Below are 12,870 nucleotides of genomic sequence, written 5' to 3'. Positions count from 1 at the left end.
CCACCAGCGGAATTATTATACTGCATTCTTATGCGAACGGTTTGGCCCACAGAGCGGAAAAGGGCATGACCCGCATCAGTTTGGGCTGCTATCATAGTGCGCCATTCACGCTGACCGAGGAGCTGTTTTGTTTGCAGGAAGCCTGACGAGAAACCCGATCATTGCCGTTTTCTGCCTGACGCTGACGCTACTTGTAGCAGGATGCTCGGGGAGTAAATCTTCGGATATGGGCAGTTATTCCGGTGCAGTCTATACCGTTAAGCGCGGGGACACGCTCTACCGCATCTCACGCGCCACGGGAACCAGCGTGAAGGAGCTGGCGCGCCTGAATAATATCTCTCCACCGTATACTATTGAGGTAGGGCAGAAGCTCAAGGTTAACGGCGGTTCCTCCTCAGGGAAAAAGTCCTCAACGCGTAAAACAGCCAAAGTCACGCCATCCTATCAGGTGCCTAAATCATCCTGGCCGCCGGTCGGTCAGCGCTGCTGGATCTGGCCTGCAAGCGGAAAAGTGGTTGCGCCGTACTCGCTCTCGGAAGGTGGCAATAAAGGTATTGATATCGCTGCCGCACGCGGCACACCGGTTTACGCTTCAGGGGCCGGGAAGGTGGTCTATGTCGGTAACCAGCTTCGTGGATACGGTAACCTGATCATGATTAAGCATGGTGAGGACTACATTACGGCGTATGCGCATAACGACACTATGTTGGTCAATAACGGGCAGAACGTGAAGGCGGGGCAGAAGATTGCGACCATGGGCAGTACCGGGACGGATACGGTGAAGCTGCACTTCCAGATCCGCTATAAGGCCACGGCCATCGATCCGCAGCGTTATCTTCCGGCGCAGGGCAGTAAGCCGAAGTGCTAAGTGATTATTTAATCGCCACTTAGTTGGGTAAAGGCTTGTATGAAGAGGCGTAAGGTCTATAATGCCTTACGCACCTCAAAGCGGGCGTAGTTCAATGGTAGAACGAGAGCTTCCCAAGCTCTATACGAGGGTTCGATTCCCTTCGCCCGCTCCAGATCTCTCACCTCGTACGAACGCCTTAAAATCATTCTCTATCAGCAGCTTAAATAATTATCTGTTTTAGCCGCCTATGAGTTATGCCATCGTGATCCGCCCTTGGTAACTGTCACGCTAAGTTACATGGTGAGAAGACAAGATAACTCAGCGTTGGTGTCAGTTGCATCCTCACACCGCGATAGCAAAACGTGAAGAAAAAGCCACACTGGTATTGTTATGTCATCGACAGACTGCTCAGACGCATTTAAGCCCGATGTGCGGCCTTATGAGCCACGTAATAACCATAACTACAAACGACCTGTAGGCTTTATCAACGTTTCAGCCACGCTCCCGCAAGGGTACACGGTTATCCTGATAAGGTGTGATCCCTCTGACGGTCTGATGTTGTCGCTTAACGGCTCCGCTTGTTGCTGTATCACCAACGGGGAGTAGTGTTTGCACCGTCACTGTGTTTAATAAATGGCTAATGTTCGCGTATAGACTATTTCGACTTATGTTTTTACGATGTAGATAAATCATACAAGGAGGATAGTTTATGAGCGCATATGCAGAGGAAGGAACATTGCGCCGGATGACCTTAGGCGAGATTGCAATGGCTCGCAGAGTGTTCGGTGATTCGATAGTGTATAGCCGTGTCTGGATTCATTGCGACAGCTATTTACCGTTCGGCCTCCAGAAACAGAACTACGCGATGACTCCCAACGGGGAGTTGTGGTACAGAAAACAGATGTACAGGGAAGACTTTTCCGCAAACTCGGTTTTTGTTGAAGATAAATATGTTTTCATCCATGAATTGGGGCATGTCTGGCAACACCAACACGGGCAATGGGTGAGAATGCGGGGTGCGTTTAGCTGGGCTGCTGAATATACCTACAGGCTGGATAAAGAAAAGCTCACTGATTACTCTCTTGAGCAGCAAGCCTCTATTTTAGCTGATTACTGGTTACTGCTGGTTTATGGGATTAGTAAGTGGTCTTATTATCAAAGGCCTGGGCGCATGGGGATGTACAGAGGCGTAGATAAGTTGCAGGATGTCCCTTCGCTTTACCAAAAAATCGTAACAGGGAAGGGGTGTTAAACATGAAGAACAAAATGTTGCTGGGTGTTGTATTCCTCTTGACGGGATGCCCTGGGCCTGGTGATCGAATGGTAGATCGTGAATCTACAACGGCATTTATCAAAGATAATCAAGTTTGTGTGGTGTCACCACTGGAGCCACAGGAACGGATCACTGCTATCCAAATCAACAGTGATAATAGCGACTCTCTTCACAAGATTTTTGATGACAAGCCCGTGTATGTTCAAAAGGGCGGGTGTCTTCCTGTGTTCGGATTTAAGTTTACACCTGGAGAGCGGTATAACTTCGCGTATGACGTCCAATCTGATAAATCAGGGTCACATTTAGTCACTGCTGAATTTTCTTATCCCAAAGAATAAGGGGCTGAACGCCCCATATTCTTAACGGCGTGTAAACGCCAACCTGAGCCCTAATCCAATGAATGTTACACCAACAATTCTATCCAGTATTTTCTGCAACCTTCTGTTTTGCGAAACGGTTCCAGCTGCACTACCTGCAAGTACGGCGAACGTTAAATCAGTCATAAAAGCGATCAATGCGTAGGTCATACCCAGGAGTAGAAAAGAAGCTGTCTGGTGCTCGCTTCCAGGCGCAACGAATTGAGGGAAAAAGGAGATGAAGAATAACAGTACCTTCGGGTTGGTTAAGGTAGTTATGAAACCTTTAGTAAGTAGACTCGTCAGAGTCGCTTTTGCCTTAACGCTTTCAGCTTCGTTGTGATTAGTGGTTTGCTTTGTCAGCGTTCCCCAAATCATCTTACTACCGAGATACATCAGATAAGCCGCACCGAGAGACTTAATGATGGTGAACATCATCGGAGATGCTGTTATCAACGCGGTTAATCCCACAGCGCTTGCAATTGCATGTGTGCAACTACCTAATGCTACTCCAGCGGCAGAGATAATTCCCGCTCGTCTTCCATTAACCACGCTTTGACCTACCACGTAGGCTATATCAGGCCCAGGTGTAACGGAAAGGAGAAATACAGACAGGGCGAAAAGCCCAAAATGAGTTATGTCCAGCATAGCTATCTCCGGAAAAAATTAAGCACCTCCATGCTAACACTGAATTTTTATGCGTAAAGGGTGATTTGCTATGCTTTTAATCTTCTTCTGCTAAACGACGAATCACCCATGGCATAACACGCTAAGTTGCACATTTCCTGTACCCTGGATACCCTGAGATTAATCCTAATAACTCAAGGGTGAGTATGGCTACCGGGAAGAGAAAGAACCAAAAGGAATCACCTGAAGAAGAGTTAGATCGCTTGCTGAATGAGCTTGAACTCACAGAGGAGCAACGGGAGTTTATCGAATCCATGCGGGAGGATAAGGGCGATCCCAGTAGTGAGTAACGCTTGCCTTCAGCCGAACGAATACGAATGGCCGCATAACGGCATTGTAAAGATCTTTTCTCCTCACGAGGGCTTTCCGTCAGCGTCGATGGCTCAGCGTACCGTGCCAGAAATTGTCCTGAAATGATGCGGTATTCAGACCGGATCGGACTACTATTCATTATGATTTATCAATGCATTATACCCTGACCATGTGCATGTAAAATCGCGGAGCCGGGAGAGTTGACGGCAATGTAAAAGAAATCATGAGGAAAGAAATATGGCTGCTACAAACGGTATGATTGATACTGATGACGCTGTAATTTTACTCATCGACCATCAGAGTGGCTTATTCAACACGGTACGTGATGTGCCTGTACCAGACCTTCGTAATTATGTGACAGCGATAGCCAAAGTTGCCACGCTTTTAAATATCCCGGTGATCACCACGGCCTCTGTTCCTGACGGTCCCAATGGCCCGCTCATCCCGGAAATTCACAAATATGCACCCCATGCCGTGTATGTTCCACGCACCGGGCAGATTAATACCTGGGATAATCCGGCGTTTGTGAAGGAAGTGGAAAAGACGGGCAGAAAGACCCTGATTATTGCCGGCACGCTCACCAGCGTCTGCATGGCGTTCCCTGCGGTTAGCGCTGTCCAGGAGGGGTATAAGGTTTACTGTGTTGTGGATGCCTCGGGGAACTGGTCCAAAATCGCGACCGATACCACCATCGCGCGCGTGGCTCAGGCGGGGGCGATCCCTACCGATACGTTTGCCATTGTCGCTGAATTAATGAGAACCTGGAACCGCGCGGAAGGTTCTCGCTTTGCTGAGATCCTGGCAGAGCATGTCTGTCCGGAATATAAGTGCCTGATTGAAAGTTTCGGCAAAGCTCAGGAAATTGCCAGAACGGGCCCGGAAACCAATCTGGAGCATTATAAGTAAGGCAGGATAAACCTGAACAAAATTCCTGGATTTTATCGTCCTGTACCTGAACGTATTACAGGTGCAGGACGTAGCGGCGCCTTATTCCGGACGTCGCTGAATTGTCAGAGATATTAAGAGGGGCTGAACCGCGCATAATTTAAAATTAAACCCTCTTCCTTTTTACGTCATCAGGCGCCCCTGTTATATCTGTCGGCAAATTTTTTATTTCCCGGATCGCAGATGAAAACACGACTCCTCCTGTGCGCGGGCTTATTTGCCGCCTCCAGTGCCCATGCCAGCGCCCTCTATTTTTATGAAGCCGGCACCGAAGATACCGCGCTTGCCGGAGCAGGGCAGGCGGCTCGTGCGCAGGATGCCTCGACAATCATGACCAACCCTGCTGGCATGACGCGCCTGCCGGATCATATGGTCACTGGCGGGTTACAGGTTATGGATGGCTCCATCGACAACCAGCTGGATAACCATGCCCATCAAAGCCCCGGCGACGTGATGAAAACCATCCCGAATGCCAGCGCCTTTTATAGCCAGAAGATAAACGATGATCTTTATGCCGGGATCGGGCTTTACGGTAATTACGGTCTGGGGATCGATTACGGTAGCTGGGCGGGCGACAGGCTGATTAAAAAGAGTACCCTGGTTGCAATGACGCTCAGTCCGTCACTGGCATACAAGCTCAACGACCGACTCTCAATAGGGGCGTCCGCCAACGTTAATTACGGTTATTTCTCGCTGACCCGCAACGTTAATGATAATGACTATCGGCAGCATGATGAGGACTGGGCCATGAGCTATCGGCTTGGGCTACTCATGCAACTGACCGACCAGACGCGAGCCGGTATTACATGGAACAGCGAGACGAACTATCGCTACTCTGTTAACGGCAAAGCTCGAGTACAGAATGGTGCCTACGACCTCCCGGTGTCGGCACAAATCAGCGCGCCGCAGCAAATCATGCTCAGTCTTGTGCATGATATTAACCCTCGGTGGTCGGTTATGGGCGATCTCGGCTGGCAGGACTGGAGCCAGTTCGGTGCCCCGCAAATCGTCGTTGGGGATCGGCAACTGAACAACGTCAGCCGCATGAAGGATACGTGGCACGGCGCGGTGGGCGTGCAGTATCGTCCAACACCTCAGTGGCGACTGAATACCGGTGTGGCGTTCGACAGCTCTCCGTATGAGAGTCAGAGTGATGTGGCCTTAACTTTACCCACCGGGGATGAGTGGCGATTTGGCACGGGAGCCCAGTATCAGATCACCCCGGCCAGCAATATTGGTATTGCCGTGTCGTATCTTCATATGCAGTCGTCGCATGTGAAATCCCCGACGGCGTTTGCCGGAAGTTACGATCATCCTTATCTTTGGTTTGCCAGCGTCAACTACAGCTATCAGTTTTGATCGGCTAACCGCTTAAAATATATGGTCTATAATGGCAGATATTGAATGTACAGAAGGTTGTACCATGCATATTTTACCGCCTGTTCGACCCGAAAGATCCATCGAACGACTGACCGCCATCCTTGAGCCGATAGCGGAGAAAGTGCACGTTGTTCCGCGTAAGCGACTCACCTGGTTACGGAAGGGGAAACAGCAGATGTACCTCTTTCTGGAAGGAGAGCTGTCCCTACTGCGGGCTTCGGATGGACTGGTGGTAGTGACCGTTTACGAGCCGCATTTGTTTGGTATTGCAGAGATGATCCAGCCTACGCGGGGGCACCTTCTCCGTGCTGAAAGAGAGTCGACTATTTTACGTCTCGATGCGGACAAGGCGGCTGAGTTGTTTCGTGCCGAGGGCGTCTGGGAGGATGTCGCCGCGCTGCTCTCATACCATACGGCCTATTTAATATTCCGTGATGCCCAGGTACTCCAGCAGCGTACCTATTCCGTTATTCGTAACCACCTTCAGGAAATGATTTTGCTCCCGGAAGAGACGCGTTTGCGTACCACGATTCTGGAATATATCCAGGATCGTACGCTGCTCTCTCGCAGCAGTATACTCAATGTATTATCTGCCCTTAAGCAGGGGGAATATATCGCCTTTAAGCGCGGTGGATATCTGCTTGAGGTCAGACATTTACCCGAGTCATTCTAGCGGAAGTTTAAAATTAAACAGAAATGCAATTAACGCTACCGTTAATTTTCTATATCGTTTGCTTTCTCAGATTTAACATTATCAAGTAAACGGTATATTTATGAAAAAGACAGTTATCGCATTGATTATGGCTAATGCATTTACCGCCACTTCCGCGTTCGCCGCCGCTGATGCGGGCACCTGGTATAGCGGGGCTAAATTCGGCTGGTCTCACTATTTTGATACCAATATGGGTTCAAAAGCGTTTGAGAACACGTATTCCGATCACTTCGATTTTAACCATGATAATGTCGGCGGGGGTGTTTATACGGGTTATCAGATTACCCCATGGCTTGCGGTAGAAGGTGGTTATGATTATTTAGGTAACATGCAGATTAAAGGTCAGCATGGCGCCGGGGCGCAAATGAAGACGCAGGGCCTGCAAATGTCTCTGAAGGCCAGTTATGCCCTGACCAGTGACTGGGATATTTACGGCCGTGCCGGCGCAATGGGCTATCGCGCTGAATCCGATGTAAGTGGTCACAATCGTTTTGAAACCGGTGTGCGCCCGCTTGCAGCCGTGGGTACTGAATACGCTTTCAATAAAAACTGGGCGGGCCGCCTGGAATATCAGTGGGTAAGCAACGTGGGCAATGTTAACCAGATCGGCGTGAGCAGCGACCTGAGTTCCGTCACCGCAGGGCTTAGCTATCGCTTTGGTCAGTACGACTGATGCCCGTGATATGCCCATTAATAAAAACCCGGCTGCTTATGTTGCCGGGTTTTTTATTTTCAGCTGGTGAATAACGGTTCAAGAATGATATGAATATTTTGCAGGCCCGTGACATTATTATCTTTCAGGTATTGCTGATTAACCATATCTAACTGTTCCAGTTTGGTCAGCGAGGCATAGACGCGTTGAACGTCACTGTCCGCAACAAAAATTTCTTTTGCGGTGGTGTCCTGTAGATAATGTGATTTTACGCTGCGCGTTAAGGTCTCGATCTGCTGTTTATTTTCCTGATAAAGAGACGCGATATGCGATATCTGTGCCTGCGGCAGTTTTTCCCCCGGCAACACCAGTGGAATTTGCAGATGATTAATTTTTTCAACATTGTCTGGTTGGGGAGAACTACAGGCTGTTAATGTGCTGAGGGTTAATACAGCGAAAAAGAACGGCAGGCTCTTCATCGAATCACTCCGGGGAAATAACTGGACTCAGCATTATCCCTTAAGGACGCAGTGACGAAAGAATAAACTAATTTATTTATAAACGTTATTTCCATAGGCTAAAGATAAGCCTGGTGATAGCCTCCTTTCCCCCCATGTACCGCCAGCGTGAATATAACTCCTCGAGGAAGTATGAAATTTAAAACTCTCGTTAGTGCGATAGCCGTTGCTGGTCTGCTATTAGTGTCGTTGACCTCATTGCCTGTCCTGGCACAAAAGGAAGGGAAGGGAGCCACTGTCCATACGAAAGAGATGAATGATGCACTTTATGGTCAACTGCCCTTCTTCGATAAGACGGATTTCCGAAATGCGCACAAAGGCTTTATTGCCCCGCTGCCACCCGCGGTGATTAAAGGCGAAAAAGGCGCCGTTATCTGGAACCCCCAGAAATACGCTTTTATCAAAGAAGGGCAAAAAGCGCCGGATACCGTCAACCCGAGCCTGTGGCGTCAGGCGCAGCTGAATAATATTGGCGGTCTGTTTGAGGTCACGGAAGGCGTCTACCAAATCCGTAACCTCGAACTGTCAAATATGACGATTATAGAGGGCAAAGAGGGGATCACGGTTATCGATCCGCTGGTGTCTGCGGAAACGGCCAAAGCGGGCATGGATCTTTACGTTCAACATCGTGGCAAACGCCCGGTTGTTGCCGTTATTTATACCCATAGTCATGTCGATCATTATGGCGGCGTGCGTGGCGTAGTCGATGAAGCGGGAGTGATAACCGGCAAAGTGAAAGTCTATGCTCCAGCAGGTTTTATGGAAGAGGCGGTATCGGAAAATATCATGGCCGGAAATGCCATGAGCCGCCGTGCCAGTTATATCTACGGAAACCTGTTAAAGGCCAATGTAAAAGGTCAGGTAGGGGCGGGTCTGGGGACGACCACCTCAGCCGGGACGGTCACGCTTATCGCGCCCACTCACGCCATTACCGAAGACGGGCAGAAAGAGATCATCGACGGTCTCACCTATGATTTTATGCTGGCGCCGGGGTCGGAAGCGCCGTCTGAAATGCTCTGGTATGTGGAAGAGAAAAAGCTGATTGAAGCAGCAGAGAACGTCACTCACACCCTGCACAATACTTACTCGCTGCGCGGGGCGAAGATACACGATCCGCTGGCATGGTCAAAATACATCAATAACGCCCTCGATCGTTGGGGGGATAAAGCGGAAATTATTATCGCGCAGCACCACTGGCCCACATGGGGTAATAAGAAAGTGGTGAAGCTGATGAAAAGCCAGCGTGATATCTACCGCTATATCAACGACCAGACGCTGAGGCTGGCGAATAAAGGGCTGACGAGGGATGAGATAGCCGCTAATTTCGCCCTGCCTTACGGGCTGGCAAAATCCTGGGCAGGCCGTGGCTATTACGGCTCGGTGAGTAACAATGTCAAAGCCACCTATGTCTACTATCTTGGCTGGTTCGACGGAAATCCGGCGACGCTCAATGAACTGCCTCCGGTCGAGGCAGCGAAAAAATATGTCGATTACATGGGCGGAGCCCGCGCGAACCTTGAAAAAGCCCGGGTTGATTATGCCCGGGGAAATTACCGCTGGGTGGCGCAGGTAGTGAGTAAAGTCGTTTTTACCGATCCAAATAATAAGGCGGCGCGCGAACTGGAAGCGGACGCGGTTGAACAGCTGGGATACCAGGCCGAGTCAGGACCCTGGCGTAACGCCTACCTCACCGGTGCGCAGGAGTTGCGTAACGGGGTGAAGAGGATGCCGACGCCCAATACCGCCAGCCCGGATGCGGTTCGTGCCATGTCGACTGAGATGATTTTTGACTACTTCGGCGTTCACCTTAACGGCGTCAGAGCTGCGAATGCCAGAGGGATTTTTAACGTTGATCTGGGTCGCGAGGGCGGCAGGTACAAGCTGGAGCTGGAGAATGGCGTGCTGAACCATATCGCCAACGCTCAGGCAGAAGATCCGGATGCAACCATCACGCTCAGCCGCGAAACGCTGAATAAAATCATCCTCAAAGAGACCACGTTGAAAAAGGCGCAACAGGCAGGAGAGGTGACGATCGTCGGCAATGCCGCGAAGGTAAACGAAATGCTGCGCTGCATGGAGAGCTTCAGCTTCTGGTTTCCTGTCGTCACCCCTTAAACGTAAAAAGGGCTGCTTTCGCAGCCCTTTAGCATTCGCCTGCAACAATTTGCCGGGTGGCGGCTTCGCCTTACCCGGCCTACACTCTGCGAGCCTTGAGCGCTAGATGACGCCATCCCCGCCGTCTGAACACCACACCTGCCCGGAGGTGTATGAACACTCATCCGAGGCCAGGGTGACATACAGCGGTGCGATCTCCACGGGCTGTCCCGGGCGTCCCAGAGGGGTACTCTCGCCAAAATGTTTCACTTTTTCCTGTGGCTGCCCACCGCTGGGCTGAAGCACGGTCCAGTAAGGTCCCGGCGCTACCGCGTTCACGCGGATCCCCTTCGGTCCCAGCTGTTTCGCCAGCGCTTTGGTGAACACCGCGAGACAGGCTTTGGTCTGCGCATAGTCAAGCAGTACGGCGCTCGGTTTAACCGCCTGAACGGAGGAGGTGTTAATGATGGAAGCGGGGGCTTTCATGTGGCGCAACGCCGTCTTTGTGATCCAGAAAGGCGCATAGACGTTGGTCTTAAAGGTCGCGTCAAAATCTTCCGTGGTCAGTTCTTCCAGCGACTCACGGTACTGCTGGCGGCCTGCGTTATTCACCAGGATATCCAGCCCGCCCAGTTTTGAGACGGCCTGCTCCACCAGGTTCTGACAAAAAGTTTCGTCCCGCACATCGCCCGGAAGCGCGACGGCATTCCGTCCTTCCGCTTTAATCAGGGCGATGACTTCCGCTGCGTCTTCTTCCTCTTCCGGCAAATAGTTAATCGCGACGTCTGCCCCTTCGCGGGCATAGGCAATGGCTACCGCGCGTCCGATGCCGGAATCGCCCCCGGTAATCAGCGCCTTCTTACCGGCAAGTCGACCATGCCCTTTGTAGCTCTTCTCACCGTGGTCGGGTACGGGTTCCATCTCAGAGGCCAGGCCCGGTGGCGTCTGAGGCTGCTCCGGGAAAGGTGGCGTTGGGTAAGCGTTCGTACGTTGTTCATTATCACTCATAGCTAACTCCTTGTTAGGGGTGAGATTTGATGGATAGTTACAGCGTTAACGCTTCGCTGAATTATTTTTGCAAGTGGCTGACCCGCACTACGGGTGGGGATGATTTTTTATCGAGCGAGCCGCTAATACTGATCATGTTGTCAGGTTCCACGGTTCTGTCGTCAAATACGGCTTTCGGGATAATAACGTCGATTTTCCCGGTTTTATCCTGGAATACGTATTTATCGCCATTGCCATTAATAAGATTGCCGCGCAATGAAATAGAGGCACCATCATGCATCTCTTTCGCCTGAGTAATAGTCATAATGCGCGCATCATCGGTACCACGATAACCGCTGTCCAGCGCATGCGGCGGTGGCGGCGCATCACCCTTTTGTAACCCGCCGTTATTATCTGCCCATGCAGTAGGGATAATTAATATAAACAAGGCTGAAATCACTGATAATTTCATCTGATACCCTTCATTTTGGATGTCTTGACTTATTAAGTATTGTTGCTATTCCTTTATGTGGCAAATGTGATAAGTCTTAAAAGCATTTGCACAGAAAAATCAAAAATTTCGGCAATTAAGCGAAACGGTGACCACAGCCATGGAACCAAAAAATGAAAAAGTGCCTGGGATAAAAGAGAGTAGCCGTTTACTGACGTTTGAGTATGCATTTCGCCAGGTGGGTTTTATTGTGCTGTTAGCTATTATCGTGGCCGCGATAGCCGGCCTGTTTTCCAGCGGCGCGGTCAGCGACGTGGAGAAAACAAACGAAGCAAAATCCCTGACCCTGAGCTATGAGCGCTTCGGTCGCCGCCAGACCGAATCGCGGATGGCACTGACGTTTCCGGTGACGTCTGAGGGGAAATATACCCTCAGCATGACCAGCGAAAGCAGCGACGCGTATGAGCCAGGCAGCGTTTGGCCACAGCCGGACAGCATGTACAGCCGGGGGAATACCCTGTTTCTCGTCTACGATCGTTTACAACAGACCGATAAATTTACCGTTTTGTTATTTACCACGCCGTCAAAAGCAGGGAAGTGGACAAACAGCATCCGCGTAAACAACGAGCCAGATATCCATTTCTGGCAGTTTATTTACCCCTAGGAGTCGAATATGGACATGGTTTTTCGTGCCCTGGCAATTTACCTGTTTCTGGTCATTGTGTTTAAAGTTGCCGGGCGACGCGCTCTGCTACAAATGACCAGTTTTGACCTTATTTTGCTCTTAATTATCAGTGAAGCGACACAGCAGGCGCTGCTTGGCGAAGATTTTTCCGTCACCGGCGCGATGATTACAATAACAACGCTGGTGGTGGTTGATATTATTTTTGGCCTGCTGAAAAAATATTTTTCCACTGTTGAGAATATTCTTGATGGCACGCCGGTGATATTGGTGGAGAACGGTGTTCCCCTCGCCGATAAACTGAAAAAGGTCGATGTATCCTGTGATGATATATTGGTATCAGCCCGCCAGAATCACGGTATTACAGAATTGAAGGAGATTAAATACGCTATTCTTGAGCGTAATGGTCATATTTCTATTATTCCGGACGAAAATTAAGGGGCAATGCGATGAGCAATCTTATTCACGACAGCAACAGCACCATCAGCGAGCTGACGAAAAAGCTCGCCACTCAGCTTACGGACAGAGGTTTGCGGTTAACCACCGCAGAGTCCTGTACCGGGGGCAACCTCGCGGTTGCGCTTTGTTCCGAAGAGAACACGGCGGAATTTTATGACGTTGGCATGGTGGTGTTCAGCGATGCGGCGAAGGAGCGGATCCTCGGCGTGCGGCACGAAACCATTGAGCGCTTCACCGCCGTCAGTGAACAAACGGTGACCGAGATGGCCGCTAAAATTCGCGAAATTGCCGAGGCGGATATCGGCCTTGCCATCAGCGGCTATGCGGGACCGGAAGGCGGCGACGATGGCACCGCAGCCGGTACGGTCTGCTTCGGCTGGAATATTCGCGGACAGACGGAAACCCGCACCGTGCTGTTTTCCGGTGAATGTCAGGATGTGGTGGATAAAGCGGTGCGTTATTCCCTGTCTGAACTGATCGAAATACTCTCCGGCTGGGATAACGTCTGAAAC

At 50.5% G+C, this 12,870-nt stretch carries 16 protein-coding genes and 1 tRNA gene; 13 read left to right on the top strand and 4 right to left on the bottom strand.

Going from position 1 to position 12,870, the window contains the following annotated elements:
- Positions 1 to 127 precede the first annotated feature (127 nt).
- The 4 genes from actS (at position 128) to ACQG1Y_RS19015 (ending at position 2,461) form a co-directional block, all read left to right on the top strand.
- On the top strand, positions 128 to 868 hold the full coding sequence (gene actS, locus ACQG1Y_RS19030) for an amidase activator ActS (RefSeq protein ID WP_022651807.1): 741 nt from the start codon (positions 128 to 130) through the stop codon (positions 866 to 868).
- An 80-nt stretch (positions 869 to 948) separates the two neighbouring features.
- Positions 949 to 1,022, top strand: a tRNA-Gly gene (locus ACQG1Y_RS19025).
- Between the two features lie 537 nt (positions 1,023 to 1,559).
- Positions 1,560 to 2,102 carry a type IV secretion protein Rhs gene (locus ACQG1Y_RS19020; RefSeq protein WP_033487626.1) on the top strand — a complete coding sequence of 181 codons (543 nt, stop codon included), beginning with the start codon at positions 1,560 to 1,562 and terminating at the stop codon, positions 2,100 to 2,102.
- A gap of 2 nt (positions 2,103 to 2,104) precedes the next feature.
- Positions 2,105 to 2,461 (top strand): putative T6SS immunity periplasmic lipoprotein, encoded by a 357-nt coding sequence (locus ACQG1Y_RS19015; RefSeq protein WP_033487625.1) that lies wholly within the window; start codon positions 2,105 to 2,107, stop codon positions 2,459 to 2,461.
- A gap of 21 nt (positions 2,462 to 2,482) precedes the next feature.
- On the opposite strand, the gene ACQG1Y_RS19010 is transcribed toward ACQG1Y_RS19015, so the two are convergent.
- Entirely contained in the window at positions 2,483 to 3,127 is a 645-nt protein-coding gene (locus ACQG1Y_RS19010) for a LysE family translocator (RefSeq protein ID WP_033487624.1), read from the bottom strand.
- Positions 3,128 to 3,312: 185 nt separating this feature from the next.
- On the opposite strand from ACQG1Y_RS19010, the gene ACQG1Y_RS19005 reads away from it, so the two are divergent.
- From ACQG1Y_RS19005 to ACQG1Y_RS18985, 5 genes are all read left to right on the top strand, one after another.
- Positions 3,313 to 3,456, top strand: coding sequence for a hypothetical protein (locus tag ACQG1Y_RS19005; RefSeq protein WP_032654893.1), 144 nt, complete (start codon positions 3,313 to 3,315; stop codon positions 3,454 to 3,456).
- 259 nt (positions 3,457 to 3,715) lie between these two features.
- Positions 3,716 to 4,384 carry an isochorismatase family protein gene (locus ACQG1Y_RS19000; RefSeq protein WP_023295377.1) on the top strand — a complete coding sequence of 223 codons (669 nt, stop codon included), beginning with the start codon at positions 3,716 to 3,718 and terminating at the stop codon, positions 4,382 to 4,384.
- A gap of 222 nt (positions 4,385 to 4,606) precedes the next feature.
- On the top strand, positions 4,607 to 5,782 hold the full coding sequence (locus tag ACQG1Y_RS18995) for an OmpP1/FadL family transporter (protein ID WP_045616616.1): 1,176 nt from the start codon (positions 4,607 to 4,609) through the stop codon (positions 5,780 to 5,782).
- Positions 5,783 to 5,846: 64 nt separating this feature from the next.
- Positions 5,847 to 6,476 carry a winged helix-turn-helix transcriptional regulator gene (locus tag ACQG1Y_RS18990; RefSeq protein WP_032669273.1) on the top strand — a complete coding sequence of 210 codons (630 nt, stop codon included), beginning with the start codon at positions 5,847 to 5,849 and terminating at the stop codon, positions 6,474 to 6,476.
- Positions 6,477 to 6,576: 100 nt separating this feature from the next.
- Positions 6,577 to 7,188 carry an outer membrane beta-barrel protein gene (locus ACQG1Y_RS18985; RefSeq protein ID WP_032619086.1) on the top strand — a complete coding sequence of 204 codons (612 nt, stop codon included), beginning with the start codon at positions 6,577 to 6,579 and terminating at the stop codon, positions 7,186 to 7,188.
- A 59-nt stretch (positions 7,189 to 7,247) separates the two neighbouring features.
- Here the strand turns inward: ACQG1Y_RS18985 and ACQG1Y_RS18980 are convergent, their stop codons facing one another.
- Positions 7,248 to 7,646 (bottom strand): hypothetical protein, encoded by a 399-nt coding sequence (locus ACQG1Y_RS18980; RefSeq protein WP_032669274.1) that lies wholly within the window; start codon positions 7,644 to 7,646, stop codon positions 7,248 to 7,250.
- Positions 7,647 to 7,817: 171 nt separating this feature from the next.
- On the opposite strand from ACQG1Y_RS18980, the gene ACQG1Y_RS18975 reads away from it, so the two are divergent.
- Positions 7,818 to 9,800, top strand: coding sequence for an alkyl/aryl-sulfatase (locus ACQG1Y_RS18975; RefSeq protein WP_426736956.1), 1,983 nt, complete (start codon positions 7,818 to 7,820; stop codon positions 9,798 to 9,800).
- Positions 9,801 to 9,902: 102 nt separating this feature from the next.
- Here the strand turns inward: ACQG1Y_RS18975 and ACQG1Y_RS18970 are convergent, their stop codons facing one another.
- Both ACQG1Y_RS18970 and ACQG1Y_RS18965 read right to left on the bottom strand, forming a co-directional pair.
- The gene (locus tag ACQG1Y_RS18970; RefSeq protein WP_047741541.1) at positions 9,903 to 10,787 is read right to left on the bottom strand and encodes an SDR family oxidoreductase; all 885 of its coding nucleotides are present in this window, start codon (positions 10,785 to 10,787) and stop codon (positions 9,903 to 9,905) included.
- Between the two features lie 61 nt (positions 10,788 to 10,848).
- Entirely contained in the window at positions 10,849 to 11,238 is a 390-nt protein-coding gene (locus ACQG1Y_RS18965; RefSeq protein WP_414234733.1) for a YdeI family stress tolerance OB fold protein, read from the bottom strand.
- A gap of 139 nt (positions 11,239 to 11,377) precedes the next feature.
- On the opposite strand from ACQG1Y_RS18965, the gene ACQG1Y_RS18960 reads away from it, so the two are divergent.
- Genes ACQG1Y_RS18960 through ACQG1Y_RS18950 form a run of 3 tightly spaced genes read left to right on the top strand, consistent with a single transcriptional unit; the run spans position 11,378 to position 12,867 of the window.
- Positions 11,378 to 11,881, top strand: coding sequence for a hypothetical protein (locus ACQG1Y_RS18960; RefSeq protein ID WP_058689558.1), 504 nt, complete (start codon positions 11,378 to 11,380; stop codon positions 11,879 to 11,881).
- Between the two features lie 9 nt (positions 11,882 to 11,890).
- A complete protein-coding gene (locus ACQG1Y_RS18955) occupies positions 11,891 to 12,337 on the top strand; it encodes a DUF421 domain-containing protein (protein ID WP_006811854.1) in 447 nt (148 codons plus the stop codon).
- An 11-nt stretch (positions 12,338 to 12,348) separates the two neighbouring features.
- Positions 12,349 to 12,867 carry a 2-oxo-tetronate isomerase gene (locus ACQG1Y_RS18950; RefSeq protein ID WP_058689557.1) on the top strand — a complete coding sequence of 173 codons (519 nt, stop codon included), beginning with the start codon at positions 12,349 to 12,351 and terminating at the stop codon, positions 12,865 to 12,867.
- Positions 12,868 to 12,870: the final 3 nt, after the last annotated feature.

This window comes from Enterobacter cloacae complex sp. 397G4, assembly GCF_050031515.1.
In the GTDB taxonomy this organism is placed as follows: Bacteria; Pseudomonadota; Gammaproteobacteria; order Enterobacterales; family Enterobacteriaceae; genus Enterobacter; species Enterobacter hormaechei_C.
This window is presented reverse-complemented; position numbering and strand designations above follow the sequence as displayed.

What these genes read in the sequence shown, in the direction of transcription:
- ACQG1Y_RS18950 (WP_058689557.1), top strand. Translation starts at nt 12,349, where the DNA reads ATGAGCAATCTTATTCACGACAGCAACAGCACCATCAGCGAGCTGACG.
- ACQG1Y_RS19020 (WP_033487626.1), top strand. Translation starts at nt 1,560, where the DNA reads ATGAGCGCATATGCAGAGGAAGGAACATTGCGCCGGATGACCTTAGGC.
- ACQG1Y_RS18995 (WP_045616616.1), top strand. Translation starts at nt 4,607, where the DNA reads ATGAAAACACGACTCCTCCTGTGCGCGGGCTTATTTGCCGCCTCCAGT.
- ACQG1Y_RS18955 (WP_006811854.1), top strand. Translation starts at nt 11,891, where the DNA reads ATGGACATGGTTTTTCGTGCCCTGGCAATTTACCTGTTTCTGGTCATT.
- ACQG1Y_RS18990 (WP_032669273.1), top strand. Translation starts at nt 5,847, where the DNA reads ATGCATATTTTACCGCCTGTTCGACCCGAAAGATCCATCGAACGACTG.
- ACQG1Y_RS18970 (WP_047741541.1), bottom strand. Translation starts at nt 10,787, where the DNA reads ATGAGTGATAATGAACAACGTACGAACGCTTACCCAACGCCACCTTTC.
- ACQG1Y_RS18975 (WP_426736956.1), top strand. Translation starts at nt 7,818, where the DNA reads ATGAAATTTAAAACTCTCGTTAGTGCGATAGCCGTTGCTGGTCTGCTA.
- ACQG1Y_RS19005 (WP_032654893.1), top strand. Translation starts at nt 3,313, where the DNA reads ATGGCTACCGGGAAGAGAAAGAACCAAAAGGAATCACCTGAAGAAGAG.
- ACQG1Y_RS18965 (WP_414234733.1), bottom strand. Translation starts at nt 11,238, where the DNA reads ATGAAATTATCAGTGATTTCAGCCTTGTTTATATTAATTATCCCTACT.
- ACQG1Y_RS19015 (WP_033487625.1), top strand. Translation starts at nt 2,105, where the DNA reads ATGAAGAACAAAATGTTGCTGGGTGTTGTATTCCTCTTGACGGGATGC.
- ACQG1Y_RS19000 (WP_023295377.1), top strand. Translation starts at nt 3,716, where the DNA reads ATGGCTGCTACAAACGGTATGATTGATACTGATGACGCTGTAATTTTA.
- ACQG1Y_RS18985 (WP_032619086.1), top strand. Translation starts at nt 6,577, where the DNA reads ATGAAAAAGACAGTTATCGCATTGATTATGGCTAATGCATTTACCGCC.
- ACQG1Y_RS19010 (WP_033487624.1), bottom strand. Translation starts at nt 3,127, where the DNA reads ATGCTGGACATAACTCATTTTGGGCTTTTCGCCCTGTCTGTATTTCTC.
- ACQG1Y_RS18960 (WP_058689558.1), top strand. Translation starts at nt 11,378, where the DNA reads ATGGAACCAAAAAATGAAAAAGTGCCTGGGATAAAAGAGAGTAGCCGT.
- ACQG1Y_RS18980 (WP_032669274.1), bottom strand. Translation starts at nt 7,646, where the DNA reads ATGAAGAGCCTGCCGTTCTTTTTCGCTGTATTAACCCTCAGCACATTA.